The 14,828-nt window shown below is 65.4% G+C and carries 17 protein-coding genes; 14 read left to right on the top strand and 3 right to left on the bottom strand.

Annotated elements, in window-relative coordinates; all coding sequences use genetic code 11:
* Position 1 precedes the first annotated feature (1 nt).
* The 4 genes from ACYVN4_RS25035 to ACYVN4_RS25020 all read left to right on the top strand — a co-directional run bounded on the left by ACYVN4_RS25035 (position 2) and on the right by ACYVN4_RS25020 (position 3,771).
* Positions 2-1,012 (top strand): alpha/beta fold hydrolase, encoded by a 1,011-nt coding sequence (locus ACYVN4_RS25035; protein ID WP_460724429.1) that lies wholly within the window; start codon positions 2-4, stop codon positions 1,010-1,012.
* Positions 1,009-2,154 (top strand): low temperature requirement protein A, encoded by a 1,146-nt coding sequence (locus tag ACYVN4_RS25030; protein WP_460724428.1) that lies wholly within the window; start codon positions 1,009-1,011, stop codon positions 2,152-2,154. Before ACYVN4_RS25035 ends, ACYVN4_RS25030 begins: the two co-directional genes overlap by 4 nt.
* Before the next feature lie 138 nt (positions 2,155-2,292).
* Positions 2,293-3,135, top strand: a complete 843-nt coding sequence (locus ACYVN4_RS25025) for a heme-binding protein (RefSeq protein ID WP_460724427.1) — start codon at positions 2,293-2,295, stop codon at positions 3,133-3,135.
* Between the two features lie 147 nt (positions 3,136-3,282).
* The gene (locus ACYVN4_RS25020; RefSeq protein WP_460724426.1) at positions 3,283-3,771 is read left to right on the top strand and encodes a hypothetical protein; all 489 of its coding nucleotides are present in this window, start codon (positions 3,283-3,285) and stop codon (positions 3,769-3,771) included.
* Here ACYVN4_RS25020 and ACYVN4_RS25015 read toward each other — a convergent pair.
* Positions 3,742-4,329 carry a dihydrofolate reductase family protein gene (locus tag ACYVN4_RS25015; RefSeq protein ID WP_460724425.1) on the bottom strand — a complete coding sequence of 196 codons (588 nt, stop codon included), beginning with the start codon at positions 4,327-4,329 and terminating at the stop codon, positions 3,742-3,744. The genes ACYVN4_RS25020 and ACYVN4_RS25015 overlap by 30 nt on opposite strands.
* A gap of 104 nt (positions 4,330-4,433) precedes the next feature.
* Here ACYVN4_RS25015 and ACYVN4_RS25010 point away from each other — a divergent pair, with 104 nt between their 5' ends.
* A complete protein-coding gene (locus ACYVN4_RS25010; RefSeq protein ID WP_460724424.1) occupies positions 4,434-5,459 on the top strand; it encodes a sigma-70 family RNA polymerase sigma factor in 1,026 nt (341 codons plus the stop codon).
* On the opposite strand, the gene ACYVN4_RS25005 is transcribed toward ACYVN4_RS25010, so the two are convergent.
* On the bottom strand, positions 5,456-6,067 hold the full coding sequence (locus ACYVN4_RS25005; RefSeq protein WP_460724423.1) for a TetR/AcrR family transcriptional regulator: 612 nt from the start codon (positions 6,065-6,067) through the stop codon (positions 5,456-5,458). The genes ACYVN4_RS25010 and ACYVN4_RS25005 overlap by 4 nt on opposite strands.
* A 187-nt stretch (positions 6,068-6,254) precedes the next feature.
* Here ACYVN4_RS25005 and ACYVN4_RS25000 point away from each other — a divergent pair, with 187 nt between their 5' ends.
* From ACYVN4_RS25000 to ACYVN4_RS24970, 7 genes are all read left to right on the top strand, one after another.
* Positions 6,255-6,572 carry a hypothetical protein gene (locus tag ACYVN4_RS25000; protein ID WP_460724422.1) on the top strand — a complete coding sequence of 106 codons (318 nt, stop codon included), beginning with the start codon at positions 6,255-6,257 and terminating at the stop codon, positions 6,570-6,572.
* Between the two features lie 4 nt (positions 6,573-6,576).
* Positions 6,577-8,052 carry a hypothetical protein gene (locus tag ACYVN4_RS24995; RefSeq protein ID WP_460724421.1) on the top strand — a complete coding sequence of 492 codons (1,476 nt, stop codon included), beginning with the start codon at positions 6,577-6,579 and terminating at the stop codon, positions 8,050-8,052.
* A gap of 28 nt (positions 8,053-8,080) precedes the next feature.
* On the top strand, positions 8,081-8,359 hold the full coding sequence (locus ACYVN4_RS24990; protein WP_460724420.1) for a hypothetical protein: 279 nt from the start codon (positions 8,081-8,083) through the stop codon (positions 8,357-8,359).
* The gene (locus ACYVN4_RS24985; protein WP_460724419.1) at positions 8,346-8,792 is read left to right on the top strand and encodes a hypothetical protein; all 447 of its coding nucleotides are present in this window, start codon (positions 8,346-8,348) and stop codon (positions 8,790-8,792) included. The genes ACYVN4_RS24990 and ACYVN4_RS24985 overlap by 14 nt, the downstream gene beginning before the upstream one ends.
* Before the next feature lie 115 nt (positions 8,793-8,907).
* Entirely contained in the window at positions 8,908-9,147 is a 240-nt protein-coding gene (locus tag ACYVN4_RS24980; protein WP_460724418.1) for a ferredoxin, read from the top strand.
* A gap of 8 nt (positions 9,148-9,155) precedes the next feature.
* The gene (locus tag ACYVN4_RS24975) at positions 9,156-10,364 is read left to right on the top strand and encodes a cytochrome P450 (RefSeq protein ID WP_460724417.1); all 1,209 of its coding nucleotides are present in this window, start codon (positions 9,156-9,158) and stop codon (positions 10,362-10,364) included.
* Between the two features lie 233 nt (positions 10,365-10,597).
* Positions 10,598-11,215, top strand: coding sequence for a hypothetical protein (locus tag ACYVN4_RS24970; protein WP_460724416.1), 618 nt, complete (start codon positions 10,598-10,600; stop codon positions 11,213-11,215).
* Positions 11,216-11,228: 13 nt separating this feature from the next.
* Here ACYVN4_RS24970 and ACYVN4_RS24965 read toward each other — a convergent pair whose 3' ends face one another.
* Positions 11,229-12,311: a hypothetical protein gene (locus ACYVN4_RS24965; RefSeq protein WP_460724415.1), complete on the bottom strand. Its 1,083-nt coding sequence runs from the start codon at positions 12,309-12,311 to the stop codon at positions 11,229-11,231.
* 190 nt (positions 12,312-12,501) lie between these two features.
* On the opposite strand from ACYVN4_RS24965, the gene ACYVN4_RS24960 reads away from it, so the two are divergent.
* Both ACYVN4_RS24960 and ACYVN4_RS24955 read left to right on the top strand, forming a co-directional pair.
* On the top strand, positions 12,502-13,701 hold the full coding sequence (locus tag ACYVN4_RS24960; RefSeq protein ID WP_460724414.1) for a lipase family protein: 1,200 nt from the start codon (positions 12,502-12,504) through the stop codon (positions 13,699-13,701).
* A 123-nt stretch (positions 13,702-13,824) separates the two neighbouring features.
* The gene (locus tag ACYVN4_RS24955; protein ID WP_460724413.1) at positions 13,825-14,799 is read left to right on the top strand and encodes an alpha/beta hydrolase; all 975 of its coding nucleotides are present in this window, start codon (positions 13,825-13,827) and stop codon (positions 14,797-14,799) included.
* The last annotated feature ends 29 nt before the right edge of the window (positions 14,800-14,828 follow it).

Raw genomic sequence — 14,828 nt, 5'->3', positions numbered from 1 at the left:
CGTGCAGAAACCGGAGATCTCCACGTTTCGAAACTATCCGCCGGGGCAGCACCGAACCATTGACAGATGTCCCGCGCCTCGTGCCAGCAACTTGCCAGGGGTGGTGGCGAGACTGCGCTGTGTGGTGACGAATTTGGGCTCGGATGCGCAGCTGGCACGGTCATTGCCGGGAAATTTCGATAGTTCGCACGCCGAGGTGAACGGTGTTGTCCTGCACTATGTGGCGGGAGGTGAGGGGGAGCCGCTCGTATTGCTGCCCGGGTGGCCGCAAACCTGGTGGCAGGCCCGCAAGATCATGCCGTTGCTGGCGCAGCAGTTCCGGGTGATCACCGTCGAGATTCGGGGCATGGGTTCTTCGTCCAAGCCTGCGGGCGGTTATGACAAGAAGACCATGGCCGAGGATATTCACCAGTTGATTCGGCAGTTGGGTTATGACTCCGCATTCGTGGCGGGACACGATATCGGTTCGATGGTGGCGTTCAGCCTGGCCGCCAATCACCCGGAGAGCGTCCGCAGATTGGCGCTACTGGAGGAGCCTCACCCGGATGAATCCCTGTATTCCTTTCCGCTGCTTCCACATCCGAGCGAGCGGGCCCGGCATCGTTGGTGGTTCGCCTTCAATCAGGTCGCCGAGGTTCCTGAGCAACTCCTCGAGGGCCGGGGGCGGGTTCTGGTCGACTACCTCTGCGGCCGTAACCTGCATAATACCGCGGCGATCGACGATCACGCCCGCGAGATCTATGCCGCGGCCTATTCACGCCGCGAGAACATCCGGGCTGCGACCGGCTGGTACCGGGCCTTCCCCGAGGACATCGCGGACGGCATGAAGTACGGTTCACTCGAAATGCCTGTAGCTGCCCTCTATTTCACCGGTCACACGGACCTGCCCGACGCTCTCGCGACCCGAGCCACCGATGTCACCTGTTACGAGATCCCCGATACCGGCCACTATCTGGCCGAGGAACAACCGGACGCGGTGGCCGACCGCCTGATCGAATTCTTCGGCCGGTGAACGCTCCACGCCGAGCCACCTGGTTCGAACTGTTCGGGGACCTGGTTTTCGCCGCCGCCATCGGGCAGCTCACCCGCCTGGTCGGAGCGCATCCGACCCTCGAATCCATTGCCGCGGCATCGGGACTGTTCGTGCCGGTGTGGTGGACCTGGGTGCTGTACGCGGTGCAGGCCAACCGCACCGATCGGGATACCGCGGCGCATCGGCTCATCGCCATGGCCGGGTGGGCGGGGGTCATCGCGATGGCGATGTGCGCCGACGGGGTGACCGGCTCGGCGGGCGCGGCGGCGGGCTTCGTGGGTGGATATCTGTGGGCGCGTGCGGGTGTCGCGGCGCTGTATGCCTGGGATGCTCGCGGCAACGTCGCGTTGCAGCCGGTGCTGCTGGCCTATGTGCGCGGCTCGCTGTTCAGTGGCGCGGCATGGCTGGGTGGTCTGATCCTGCTGCACGGTGCGCCGCGTTACCTGCTGTGGACGGCCGCCATGGTCTGCGAACTCCTGCTGCCCCTGGTCGCGGGCCGATCCATCGCCCGGGTGTCGCACGAGGCCGAGCATCTACGGGAACGGTTCGGCGCCTTCACGATCATGGTGCTGGGGGAATCGGTGCTCGGCTTCACCGGCGGGCTGACGCACGCGCAGCTGACACCTGCAGAGGGACTGACCGGTATCGCGGCGTTCGGTCTCACCGCCTGCCTGTGGTGGACCTACTTCAATGCGGGCGGCACTCGCCCCGGCGCGCACGCGGCGCTGAATCGCGGCGGAAAACTGTTGCACGCCTACACGTTCGGCCACCTGCCGCTGCAGCTCGGGCTGGCGTTGACCGGAGCGACGCTCGGTATCGCGGTCGCCGGTGGCAGTGCACATCTCGACATCACCTCGGCCGCCTGCCTTCTCGGCGGAGTGATCCTCTTCCTCGCCGCGAGTGCCCTGACCCGCGCCGCCTTCCTCGGCTTCGGTGAAGGCGTCGTGGTTCGCCGCCTACTCACCGCAACCTTGATCCTGTCGCTGCTGCCACTGGCCCCGCACGTCCCCTTCACCGCCGTGCTGGCCGTGCTCACCGCCGTGCTCGCTGTCGGCGCGACCCTGGAAGCGCCCGCCTACCGGGTCCGGGGAAGTGTTGAACAGCGAGTCGGCGGCGAGTGAAACCCTCGAACCTGCCACGCACTATCGGCGAGGGCGCTGGCAATGACCTGGCATCGTGTCGGCTCACAATTCGCGGGCGTGTCTTCGGGGGAGCTGGTAAACCTTTGAGAGGGAGGACACTTCAATCTTGGGGGAAGAATGAGCGAGCTTTTTCGTGCCGCGGCGCCGACGGCGATTTCGATCGCGGATCTGGGGCCGTTGCGGGATCTGCCGGGGACCTGGATGGGGTCTGGGTTCAGTTTGGTGGAATTGCCTGCGCGCAACGGGGATCCGTTTCGACTGAAGCTCACCGCTACCAGGGAGACGGTGACGTTCACGGCGATCGGGTCACCGATTCCCAATCGGGGGAGCGCGCAGGACGACATCGTCTTCCGTGGGGTGCATTATCTGCAGCACATCAGTGATGCGGAGACCAATGAGGCGGTGCATGTGGAGACGGGGATGTGGCTGTTCGTTCCGGCCACCACCGCGCCCGCGGCGGGGCCGACGATCGTCCGGATGGCGACCATCCCGCACGGTGACGCCTTCATGGCGCAGGGTGCCGTGGTGCCGGATATTACTGGGGCGCCGACCATTCCGGCCCTCGACTCGACTCCGAGCGGATTCACTTTCGGTGGCGGCTACTTCCCGCCGAAGGGCGCTCAGCTCCCGGTGGGGATCCCTGACGGGGCGTTGCAGGACCCCACGGTGCTGCTGACCGCGGCGCTCAAGGAGCAGACGGTGGTCAACACGACCACCCTCGATGTGCGGACCGGCGCCGGCGATATCCGCAATATCGGTTTCGTATCGGCCAATGCCGATGCGATCATTCTGCACTCCACCTTCTGGCTGGAGACGCTGCAGGGCCCGGACCAGTCCGAGCTGCTGCAGTTGCAGTACAGCCAGCAGTCGATGCTGCGATTCCCCGCAGGACCGAATCCGGACCCGAGCAAGCCGATCGACTGGCCGCATCTGCAGGTTGCGACCTTGCTCAAGCAATAGCAACGGCACCGCAGGCCCCCGATCAGACACTGATCGGGGGCTTTTTCGCGTGCGGAAGAACAGCTTTCGACCGATCGGGAGATACGATACGCTCAGTATCGGAACTAGTGGTTTCGATACTGTGTTCGTTGGAGATCGGAGAAGCTCATGCATGCCACCGCGGTCCCTGCAACCTCCCTCGCACTGGCCTCGCTGCCGGTCGTCGACTACGCCGACGAGTTCACGCTGTCGACGAATGTCCAAGCGTCACCGGAACAGTGGGCGCGAGCCATGTTCGGTGACGTCCCGAACCGCGCCGAGCGGTTCATCTGGCAGGTGCTGCTCGGGCTGCGACTGACGCCCGGACGATCGCGCTCCACCGTCGCCGGTTGGCGAATTGCCGACGGTGGAACGGATTGGATCCGCCTCGAAGCATCCGGATCGATCGTCGGAAACCTGGTGGTGCGCACGGCGTCCGAGCAGGTGTCGCTGACCACGCTGATCCAGTACGAGCGGGGACGGGGCCCGCTCGTGTGGCCGCGATTGTCTGCCGTGCACCGGCGACTGGCACCGGGATTGCTCCGCGACGCCGCTACCGCGATCGCCACGGACCCGGCGCAGTTCGGCCTATCCGAAGGCGTAGGTGTGGAACAGTAGGCCGTCACCGAGTTTTCGGGTGTCGACCAGGCGCAGCGGCTTTTCGGCGGTGGTCGCGTCGAAGAGCCGCGTGCCCTTTCCCAGCACGGCCGGGAACACCACCAGACGCAATTCGTCGGCCAGGTTCTGTGTGATCAGTGTGCGGATGAGCTGGTAGCTGCCGTAGACGAGGATTTCCCCGGCCACGGTCCGCTTCAGCTCCGAAATCTCTTTTGCCGCATCGCCGTTGAGGATCACGGTGTTGTTCCACGGTTGATCCGCGAGCGTCGACGACACGACGTACTTGGGGATGCTGTTCATCTTGTCCGCCCATTCGGGGCTGACCCGGACCTCCGCGCCTTCGCTCATGCGGGACGCGAACCACTCGCTGCTGCGCCTGCCCAGCAGTAGCGCATCGGCCCCAAGCGCTTCCTCGGTCTCGCGAACGGCCCACGCCTGGAGGTCCTGTCCGCCCGCGGATTGATGGAACCATCCGCCCAGTTCGAAGCCTTCCTGGCCGTCCGGGTCCTGGACCACGCCGTCGAGGGTGGCGTTGGTGCTGATGACGATCTTTCCCATTTCCGTGCTCCTTGGACAGTGTTGTCGGCTAGCACTGGTGGAGACGCCGCGGCATCGGGAAAGGGGGCGCGCCCCGTTCGCGCCCCGGGCGGCGTCCATACAGCATGGAACTGCACACGGTGAATCAGCTTGCGGGAGTGACGTTGGCGCGAACGGACCTGATGTCGAGGGCGCGGGCCGGTGACGGCGAGGCGTTCCGCGCGCTGACCGAGCCGTATCGACGCGAGCTACAGGTGCACTGCTATCGGATGCTCGGCTCGTTCCAGGATGCCGAGGATGCGCTGCAGGACACCATGCTCGCCGCGTGGCGCGGTCTGGAAGGCTTCGACGGGCGCGCCTCTCTACGCACCTGGCTCTACCGCATCGCCACCAACCGCTGCCTCGACGCGCTGCGCGCCGCGCGCAGACGGCCGGCCAAACAGTGGGATATTCCGGGGATCGAGCCGCCGGAACCCACCAGCCTCGGCGAAATCCCTTGGCTCGAGCCCTATCCCGACGCCCTGCTGGACGGTGCGATCACGGTGCCGCTCGGTCCGGAGGCACGGTATGAGCAGACCGAATCTATTTCCCTGGCCTTCGTGACCGCCTTGCAGATTCTGCCGCCGCGCCAGCTCACCGTGCTGATCCTGCGCGACGTGCTCGGGTTCCGCGCGAGCGAGGTGGCCGAAATGCTGGACACGACCGTCGATTCGGTCAAGAGCACCCTCAAGCGCGCACGGGCCGGATTGCAGCGCGGGCTGCCGGTAATCGGCGAGCAGCCAGGCGACTCACCGGCGGAGGAGGAAATCGTGGCGAAGTTCGTCACCGCCTATGAATCCGCCGACATCGACGCGCTGGTGGCGCTGTTGACCGATGACGTCTTCATGTCGATGCCGCCGATTCCGCTCGAATACCAGGGCCGAGACATCGTGGCTCGTTTCTGCGCACTGGTTTTCGACACCATGCGAAGTTTCGCGCTCGTGCCGACGCGAGCCAATGGCCAGCCCGCCTTCGGGGTCTACCATCGCACCCCGACCGGCCGAAGCGCAGCGGCGTTGCTCGTCCTCACCCTCACCGGCGATCGAGTCGCGGCGATGACCCTCTTCGAGAACACGCTGTTCCCCGTTTTCGGCCTGCCGCTGCAGTACTAGGCGGTCTCGGGTGGCACGACTCCCGCGGACAGGGCATCCGCGACCATATGCGCGATGACCCGCGCGAGTAGTGGTGTGCGCGAGGGATCTTCATCGAGCATGATCTGCCAGGTGAACAGCGGTCCGAGCAGGAGCCCGTGCACGAGCGCCGGGTCGGGGCGGTTGGGCAGTTCGCCGCGCTCCATGGCGCGGTCGATGACACCGGTGACAATGGATCGCTCGACCGCGAGATAGGTCTCGGTGAACCGGGTTTGCAGCGCGGGGTCGGCATAGATGTCGGCGAGCAGCCCCACCATCACCCCTGCCTGGGTATGCACGAGCCGGTCCCCGAACCATGTGGCGAGCGCCGCCACATCTCCCCGCAGGGACCCGGTATCCACCGGCGGCGTCTCACCCATCCCGTGCAGGATGACCGCGAAGATCATCTCCTGCTTACTCGAATACCGCCGATAGATCGCCGCCTTGCCCACTCCCGCCCGCGCGGCGACGGCATCGACGGTGATCATCCCGTACCCGTCCTCGTCCAAAATGGCCCGAACCGCGACAGCAATGGCCTCATCCACCCGCCCCTCCCGCGGCCGCCCACCCGCCTGCCCCTGCTTCGCCATCCCGGCATCATACGAGACTGCCGGTATCGGCACTCCGCGTACCGTATCGACAGCGGATTCCGCCGACATGAATTTCCCCACGTCAGTCCTCACGAATTGCCGAATGGCCTGCGTGTTATTGTCTCGGTTTGATCGTGACGGCAATCGGGCCGATGTGAAGTATTCGTAATCGGATGTGCAGGGGGTGATGACGGTGTTCGAAGTCGGACCCGCAGATCTGCACGTGGTTGGGGCATCAATTCGCACCGCGTCCACCGATGCCACGGATGCTTTCGCGCAGCATCACAGCAATCTGGAGGACTTCTCCGGAAATATGTTGAGCGCATCCCGCGCCGCGCTCACCACCCGGGTCGAGTCGTGGCGGCAGGCGGTGGGCGTACTCACGCAGAACTCCGATCGGCACGGGCAGGATATCCATACTGCGGCTGCGGCTTTCGCAGTGACCGATCAGGCCAATGCCACCGTGCTGCGGGAGTCGACAGGAACCTCGTCGTTGGATCTCTGACGCGATGGTGACATTCGGTGAGGTGCTGAAGTTCGATCCCGAGCAGCTGCAGGAGATCTTCCGGATCTGCACGTCCGCACACGGGACGTGCACCACATTCGGCAATTCACTGAAGGGCCTCGACACGCTGCACACCTGGCAGGGTGCCGCGTCGGATGCGGCTCGGACAGCGGTCGGCCGGACCCGGGTCGATATCGACTCGCACGGGCAGGAGGTCGCACAGGTTGGCAGGGCAGCCGCCAACTGCTACGACGAGGGGGTCGCACTGAAGAAAGCTGCCCTGGATTGTCAGCGCACCGCCGACGGTGAGCACTTCACCATCGACCCCGACACCGGGAAGGTCTCCGATCCGAATCCGCCGGATACCGCCGGTTGGACAGCGGCGAAAGTCGATGAATATCGCCGCAGGATCACCGATTTGCAGCAACGGGTCGACAATGTCGTTCTCGACGGTGCTCGATTCGATCAGGATCTGGCCACGCTGATCAATGGCGCCGACGGACAGTTGCCCTTGAATTCTTCCAAGGGCGACAACGAGATCGATCGTCGCGCGAATCAGATCGCAGCGTTCCGCAATGTCTATCACCGTGATCCGGCGACGGAGAACGAATGGCGGATGGCCGATGCGCTGGACCCGCACACCTACGATCCGAAATATCGTGGCGTGGAATCGAATGTGGTTGTGGCGAAGTTCAATCCGGTGCCGGGAGGCGGCGTCTACCGGCAGAACCTCTACATTCCCTCGCCGGAGGTGCAGAACATGGATACCAATCCGGCGGATTGGGTGGACGGCCGCATGACTCCGCACGATGTCGGTGACAACCGTGGGCCGTCCGCGACGGTACCGGCGGAGGCGTCGCGGGTGTCGGTGTTCGCGGATCTGGACAACGGTGTTCTCGTTGCCCGCCAGAATCCTTCGATGTCCACCGACGGTAAGGACGCAGGCGCGGGAAGCCCACGGGTCAGTGCGGTGCAGGGCGTCGACGGCGCGATGGAGATTCACTACTCCGCCGCCGACCCGTTTGCACCGTCACTGTCCAAACCGGTCGCGCAGGTGGCCGGGACCATGATGCTGACGCCATTGAGCGGAGGCAATCTGGGTGTCGACGGGATGGTGACGTCGTATCCGAGCGCGGAGGGCTACCAGTACAAGCCCGACGGCAGCACGGTGCAGTTGTTCAATCAGGAAGCGACGATGTCACAGGCCGGGCCGATGACCAATCTGCCGTTCGGAGAACGCAATCACGTCGGGAACTACAGCGGCGTCAACAGTCTGATCTATCCGGCCGAGCCGACCGACGGCAGTCCGCTGCGGCTGGTTCCCGAGCAGCACCCTACGCTGCTCGGGTCGGCGGACGCGCCGCCGAAGATCTCGGTGGCGCCACCGTATGTGCCCGATCCGCCGCCGTCGCCACCCGGCCCGCCGCAAGCCGCCACCACCGGTGTCGTTCCTACTCCGCCGCCGCTACCGGCCCACTGAGCGAAAGGATTCCACGATTCATTCGTCTGTGATGCGCACGCGCCTGGATTCGCCTGCCTGGTGGGCGTTGGCCACCTTCCTCATTCCGATCTCGCAGGCGGTCGCGCAATTGGTGGTCGCTGCCTTCGACGCGAAGGGTGTGGTGACCGGTTCGTCGGGTCACCGCTATCTCGCGATGGGTGTGCTCGCCGGTCTGGCGATCGTGCTGTCGATGCTGCCGTGGCGGGTCGCGCGGGCGGGCGCTATCGGCGCGGCCGGGATGTTGACCGTGTATCTCGTGGGATGGATGGTTCATGGCCTTTCCTGATCTGTCCCGAATCTTCGTGCGGCACAGTCGCGGTTGTCCCAGCAGCGGCGGGTACCGCCCGCAGCACGGTGCCCGGACCGTGGATCCGGGGCACCTCACCACCGCCGCGGAGTGCCCCCGCTGCCGGATGCTGGCCGAACGTCGAGCGCGCGACGTCGATTCCGACCGTGTGCAGGCCGGTCCCGATGCCGAGTCACCGAGTTTCTCGCCGTGGTCTCCGGTGCTGGGTGTGCTCGGCTTCCTCGTGGTGATCCTGGTCAGGCCTGCCGGGTTGGCGGCGCTGATCGGTGTCGCCGGTGTCGCGATCGCCTTGCCGTTCCCGCGTTATCGCAAGGTCGTGCCCTGTGCCTGGGCGGTGCTCGGCGCGGGGTTCATCGTCTACGGCCTACTGATCGCGCTGGTGCCCGCCGCAGTGGCGGGAATCTTCGGCTGACCGCCGCCGGGCACCCGCAGTACTGGAACAGGTTCATCGAATAGTGGAGGGCGCTCCGAGGGCCGCGATGACCCCGACATCGAGGGATGATGCGTGTTAGCATCACGCGCCGCCAATGTTGTTGCGGCAACGTGTTCTTCAGGAGGGTGGGGGGCTCGGCGTGCGAGTGGCCGTCAGTCGGGACAAGTGCATTGCCTCGGGTCACTGCGTCGCGCGCGCCGATCGGGTTTTCGATCAGGGCGATGACGATGGGGTCGTGGTTCTGCTCGACGCGAATCCGGTTGCGGGGATGGCGCATGCGGTGCGCTCGGCCGCCGAGTTCTGTCCCGCCCGAGCGATACAGATCGAGGATTGACCCTGAACATGACTGAACCGACCTTCTATCCCGGCCGTCGCTCGGCGACCTGCCCGTTCCGTCCGGCCCCGGAGATCGCCGAACTCGCTGCCGCGGGACCGATTTCCACGGTTCGCACCTGGGAGGGCAAGCGGCCCTGGCTGATCACCGATTACGCGGTGGCGCGGGAGTTGTTCGCCGACGTGCGGGTCAGCGCCGACAATCACCACCCGAACTACCCGCACATTCACGAGGGTATGAAGGCGGTCGCGGAGATGAGCCCGCGCACCATGTTCAATACCGACGGCGCGGAGCATGCCCGCTATCGGCGCATGCTGGCCAAGCCGTTCACACCCAAGCGGCTCGAAGCGATGCGGCCCAATATTCAGAAGCACATCGACGAGACCATCGACGCCATGCTCGCCGGTGGCAACGAGGGCGATCTGGTGACGCTGCTGTCGCTGCCGGTGCCGTCGCTGATGATCTGCGAATTGCTGGGTGTGCCGTACGAGGATCACGCGTTCTTCCAGCAGGCGACCGAATTGGGTTTCGGCGGGCAGGCTTCCGCCGAAGAGCAGCAGCAGTCGACGTTGGAGATGCTGGGGTTCCTCAACAAGCTGATCGAGACCAAGACCGCGAATCCGGCCGAGGATCTGCTCTCGGATGTGGCCGAGCTGGTGAATTCCGGTGAGCTGCAGGTGTGGGAGGCCGCGCTGCAGGCGGTCGGCATCCTGGTCGCCGGGCACGAGACCACCGCCAACATGATCGCGCTGTCGGTGATCGCGCTGCTGGATCAGCCCGAACAGCTGGCGATCATCCGCGACACCGATGATCCGGCGGTGCTGGGTAATGCGGTCGACGAGCTGATCCGCTACATGACCATCGTGGACACCGGTCTGCGCCGGGTCGCGGCCGAGGACATCGAGGTCGCCGGGCAGACGATCGCCGCCGGCGACCCGATCGTATTCGATCTCGCGTCAGCCAACTTCGACGCAAAGGCGTTCGCTGACCCGGAGCAGCTGGATGTGCAGCGCGAGAACGCCGGGGCGCACTTGTCGTTCGGCTCGGGCCGCCACCAGTGCATCGGATTGCAGCTGGCCCGCCTCGAACTGGGCATGGTCCTGCAGACGCTGTTTCGCCGCGTGCCGTCGCTGCGGTTGACCGCGCCGGTCGAGGAGATCGAATTCAAGTGGGACGCCATGGTTTACGGCGTCGTATCGCTGCCTGTCGCCTGGTGATCTCTGCTCGAGTGATTCTGCTGTGACATAAGCGCATTGGGCACGGAACATGACCTCGACCTGGCCGGTCGAGGTCAACACACTTGCCTCGAATGCCTGCGCCGGATACGGTGCGGGGCAGGGGTCTCGATGCGCTACAAGGCATCTGAGAATGGGGAGGGGTAATCATCTAGCAGGGTATTCTCTTTGGCGGCCTGATTGTGGTCTGCCTCGCCTTTTACTTGGGCAGGTTCTTGGTCCGAACCACCAAGACCAATTCCGACTACAACCAGGCGCTGCACTCGGTCAGCAAGGTCGACGGCTGGAGCGGTTGGCCGACGCCCACATGGCTGAAAGCCAATAGAAGCGCGCTGAGCCTGGGTGGGTTCGGTTCGATGAGCCATCCCATCACCGGCGAGATCGCAGGCCGGATGTGGACCAGCTTCCGCGCGAAGCATGACGTCCGCCACGGGTCCGGGACGACGACCTACTACTACACCGGTTGCTTCGTGGACGGTATCGACCGCAGCCATCCGGATATCGATTTGGTCGCTCCACAAAGCAATCTCGTGAGACAGGGCTTGACGTACTACGTCGCTTCGGTAGACGACCCATCTTTCGAACGCGCCTTTCAGACGCGCGTCGACGACCAGTCACACGTCCGCGCAGTGCCGTTGGTTCTGACAGCTCCGATGAGATCGGCCGCGCTCGAGTTGGCCCAGCAGGCACCGGTGCAGCGGATCCGAATTCACTGCGGCAAGGTCGTGTGCTGGATGGGCGGGAACGGGGACGCTCGCAACGAACCGTGGTTCCCTGCACTACTCGCCGGGATGGCGGCGATAGCCCAGGCGATGGAGCCCTCGGTCCGGTAGCCGAACAGGACAGCTAGGGCAGGGCATGTAGCCAGAGTCTGCTGCGGTCGTCGTCGGTGGTGGCCAGCAGCAGACCCGCACGCAATGTGGTCATGCGCGCGATGGGGGAGCTGACGGGCAGCGGAAGCTGTTGCCAGTCAGCGCAATCGGCGGTGACGGACTGTAGTTGGACGGTGTGGTCGAGGGCGACCAGGCTCAATACTCGGGTACCGGCGGGCATTACCTGTAGGACGTCGACGGATCCGGCGGCTGGGCCTGAGACCGGGTCGGCGGTGGGGGAGCCCCAGCACAGGACATGCGGGGTCGCACCGATGGCTTGACCGAAGACCGTGCATGCGGTTGCTCCGCAGCCGATGCCGGTGGCGGCGGCGCTATTGCCCGCGAGTTCGTGACGCTGCCAGGTGATGCCGTCGGGTGAGGTCCACTGCAGCGGGTGGATGACGGTGTCGCGCAGGGTTTCTCCGACGATCACGAAGCCATCGGGTCCGGTGGTCACCGCCGCCGCTCCGGTTTGTTCGCCGGGTGCCGAGGACAGGGCCGGGTCGTCGGCGTGCCGGATCCAGTCGGCACCGTTGGCCGAGGTCCAGAACGCCGCCCCGTAGCGGCCGCCGGGCCCGTCCCAATCGCCGATCAGCAGATCGGTGCCACGTAATGCGGCAGCCGCACTCACCGCGATGGCATGCGGGCCGCCGAACATCTCCATCGCCTGCGGGTATTCGGTCAGTTTGCTCGCATCCCCGCTCCAGATGGTCATGCGTGGATTGGCGTGCGCGCCCCCGAAAGCCTGGCCCAACACCACCGTCTGATTGCCGACTCCGGCCGAGATGAGTTCCGCGAGTTTGGCGTACGGACTTTCGCCGTGGACCGGCACGGATTTCCAGTGACTGCCGTCGGTCGTGGTCCAGGCCGCAGGAGTGCGGCCGTCGGGGACCGGGATCGAGCCCAGCGCGAGCACTCCGTCGGCGGTGGGCACGAATTCCAGCACGCGTGCGTCGTGCTGCGGTGCGGACAGTTCCCGCCAAGGTGAGTCGGGCGCGTGGGAAGCGCATCCGGCGGTCAGTGCAAGTACCGCCGCGAACACGACCGACCACCTCATTCCGAATACTGTGCCAGAAACCGGACCGATGGTGCGCCGGAACGGTTCCCGGGGCTGCTCATGATCCGGCCGGTCACGGCATGGTTCCGGGAGTCGTGGTCGCCGCGCCGAGGCAAATCCGAAAACGAGACCATTCGGTATGCAACGATCCGGGATCGTGACAATCCGGGCAATACGGATGTGGTTTCTGGTGGCACTGGCGACAGCGCTGGTGCCCGCGTCCGCGCATGCCAATCCGCTGCTGGATCTCATTGCGCCGCAGCATGATCTGGCCGCCATCATGCCGACGCCGCGAACCGATCCGTTCTACACGCCCAAACCAGGCTTCGAGACGAAGCCGCCCGGGGCCTTGCTGGCAGTCCGCACCGCCGGTGGACTGTTTCCCACCGCACGCTCCCTCGAACTACTGGTGCGCTCCACGGACTCCCACAATCAGCCGGTCCCGGTGGTCACCACGCTGCTGCTGCCGAACGCGCCGTGGCGCGGGTCGGGTCCGAGACCGTTGGTGTCCTACAACATTCCGATCTCCTCGGTCGGGCATTCGTGCGCCCCGTCGACGGAGTTGAAGCGCGGCGTGTCGGCCGATCTGCTGGCGATTCAGCTGCTGCTGGCCAAGAATTACGCGGTGGTGATCCCCGATCATCAGGGCCCGCGTCAGGCGTATGCGGCCGGACTCATGGGCGGACACGCCGTCCTCGATTCGATCCGGGCGGCGACTCGAACGCCGATGCCGGGGTTGAGTCCGGATACGCCGGTGGTGCTGACCGGATATTCCGGCGGCGCGATCGCAACCAGTTGGGCCGCGCAGCTCGCTCCGGCCTACGCCCCCGAGATTCGCTTGGTGGGCGCGATGATCGGGGGCAATCCGGCGGATTACGAGTTGCTGGTGCCACGCATGGACGGGGTGAATTTCGCTTCGGGCGTGCTGCTGGCGGCGGCGTTGGGGCTCGGGCGCGAGTATCCGGAGTTGCTGGATCTGCTCAATGACAATGGCTGGCGGGTGGCGAAGCTGTTCCGCGACATCTGCATTTCGCAGGAGACCGCGCTCGGGGTGATCGCGCCGCTGCGGGCCGATCAGCTCTCGGATGTGCCGGATCCGACGAAACTGCCGATGGTGCAACGGATTCTGCGGGAGAACCGGCCGGGTGCGGTCGCCCCGGCCGCGCCGGTGTTCCTGTTCCACGGGGTCAATGAGATCTGGATTCCGTTCGAGGGCGCGCTGCATCTGTTCGACGAGTGGTGCGCCCGCGGTGCGCGGGTGCGGTTGCAGCCGTTTCCGGGTGAGCATTTCCTGGTGGGCGCGTTGTCGATTCCGCTGACCAATGGCTGGATCGAGCAGATGCTCGCCGGGCGACTGGTGCCGTCGGGTTGTACCGGCCCGGGTCACTGATTGGGTCACCGTGATTTGGCTAACAGTTAGCTAAGTTCATGCGGCGTCGCTTCGATTGAGTCGAGTTCATTTCACTTAGCATCCGACATGCTCGGACAGTCGGATCCTGATGAATGGACAGCGATGACCGCCGATATGCGCAAGGCCACGGCCGCGGCACTCACCATGATGGTGTTGTCGATATCGGGCACCGGCATCGTACGGGCCGATCCGCCCATCGAATCCGCCATTGCCGGGGTGCGCGACCTCGGCCCGCACCGATCACAACTTACGGTGTATTCCGCGGCCATGGACCGGACGGTCACCGTGGATGTGCTGCACCCAGCCGACGACGGACCGCGTCCCACCTACTACCTGCTCGACGGTGTGGATTCCGGTGCGGGGGAGACGAATTGGACGCAGAAGACCGATATCGTCAGCTTCTTCGCGGACAAGCGGGTGAATGTGGTGCTGCCGGTCGGCGGGCGCGGCAGTTTCTATTCCGACTGGGAGCGGCCCGATCCCGGGCTGGGCGGGGTGCAGCGCTGGGAGACGTTCCTGACCCGGGAACTGCCGCCGCTGATCGACGCGCGGTTCGCGGGCAACGGCCGCAACGCCATCGGCGGGCTCTCGATGGGCGCGCTGTCGGCGGCGACGCTGACCACCCGGTATCCGGAGCTGTATCGCGGCTTCGCGTCCTTCAGCGGCTGCCTGGACACCGTGAGCGCGAATGCCAAACTGGCCATTCGCAATTCGGTCGGCTGGGTGGGCGGCAATGCGGACAATATGTGGGGTCCCGACGCCGATCCGGCCTGGGCCGATCACGATCCGCTGGCCCGCGCGGCCGCGCTGCGCGGCAAGGCCGTCTACATCTCGGCGGGCAGCGGAACGCCCGGACCGGAATCGCTGACCGATCCACTCATGCCGCAGGCGGTGACCTTCGGCGCGGTGCTGGAATATCTGGTGCGCGGCTGTACCGAGACTTTTGTGCAGCGACTGCGGGAACTGGACGTGCCCGCGACGGTCGTTCTACATCCGGAGGGCACGCATTCCTGGCCGTATTGGCAACAGGATTTGCACGATTCGTGGCCGCTACTGGAATCTGCGCTGACGGATTGACGCGGCGGAATTGACGCGGGGCGATTCCC

This window comes from Nocardia heshunensis (genome assembly GCF_054782115.1).
Note: the sequence above shows the minus strand (reverse complement) of the source record. Positions and strands in the feature narration are given on the sequence as shown.

Coding starts and splice junctions, on each gene's coding strand:
- ACYVN4_RS25025 (WP_460724427.1), top strand. CDS start 2,293: ATGAGCGAGCTTTTTCGTGCCGCGGCGCCGACGGCGATTTCGATCGCG.
- ACYVN4_RS25020 (WP_460724426.1), top strand. CDS start 3,283: ATGCATGCCACCGCGGTCCCTGCAACCTCCCTCGCACTGGCCTCGCTG.
- ACYVN4_RS25015 (WP_460724425.1), bottom strand. CDS start 4,329: ATGGGAAAGATCGTCATCAGCACCAACGCCACCCTCGACGGCGTGGTC.
- ACYVN4_RS25010 (WP_460724424.1), top strand. CDS start 4,434: ATGGAACTGCACACGGTGAATCAGCTTGCGGGAGTGACGTTGGCGCGA.
- ACYVN4_RS25005 (WP_460724423.1), bottom strand. CDS start 6,067: ATGGCGAAGCAGGGGCAGGCGGGTGGGCGGCCGCGGGAGGGGCGGGTG.
- ACYVN4_RS25000 (WP_460724422.1), top strand. CDS start 6,255: ATGACGGTGTTCGAAGTCGGACCCGCAGATCTGCACGTGGTTGGGGCA.
- ACYVN4_RS24995 (WP_460724421.1), top strand. CDS start 6,577: ATGGTGACATTCGGTGAGGTGCTGAAGTTCGATCCCGAGCAGCTGCAG.
- ACYVN4_RS24985 (WP_460724419.1), top strand. CDS start 8,346: ATGGCCTTTCCTGATCTGTCCCGAATCTTCGTGCGGCACAGTCGCGGT.
- ACYVN4_RS24980 (WP_460724418.1), top strand. CDS start 8,908: ATGTTGTTGCGGCAACGTGTTCTTCAGGAGGGTGGGGGGCTCGGCGTG.
- ACYVN4_RS24975 (WP_460724417.1), top strand. CDS start 9,156: ATGACTGAACCGACCTTCTATCCCGGCCGTCGCTCGGCGACCTGCCCG.
- ACYVN4_RS24965 (WP_460724415.1), bottom strand. CDS start 12,311: ATGAGGTGGTCGGTCGTGTTCGCGGCGGTACTTGCACTGACCGCCGGA.
- ACYVN4_RS24955 (WP_460724413.1), top strand. CDS start 13,825: ATGACCGCCGATATGCGCAAGGCCACGGCCGCGGCACTCACCATGATG.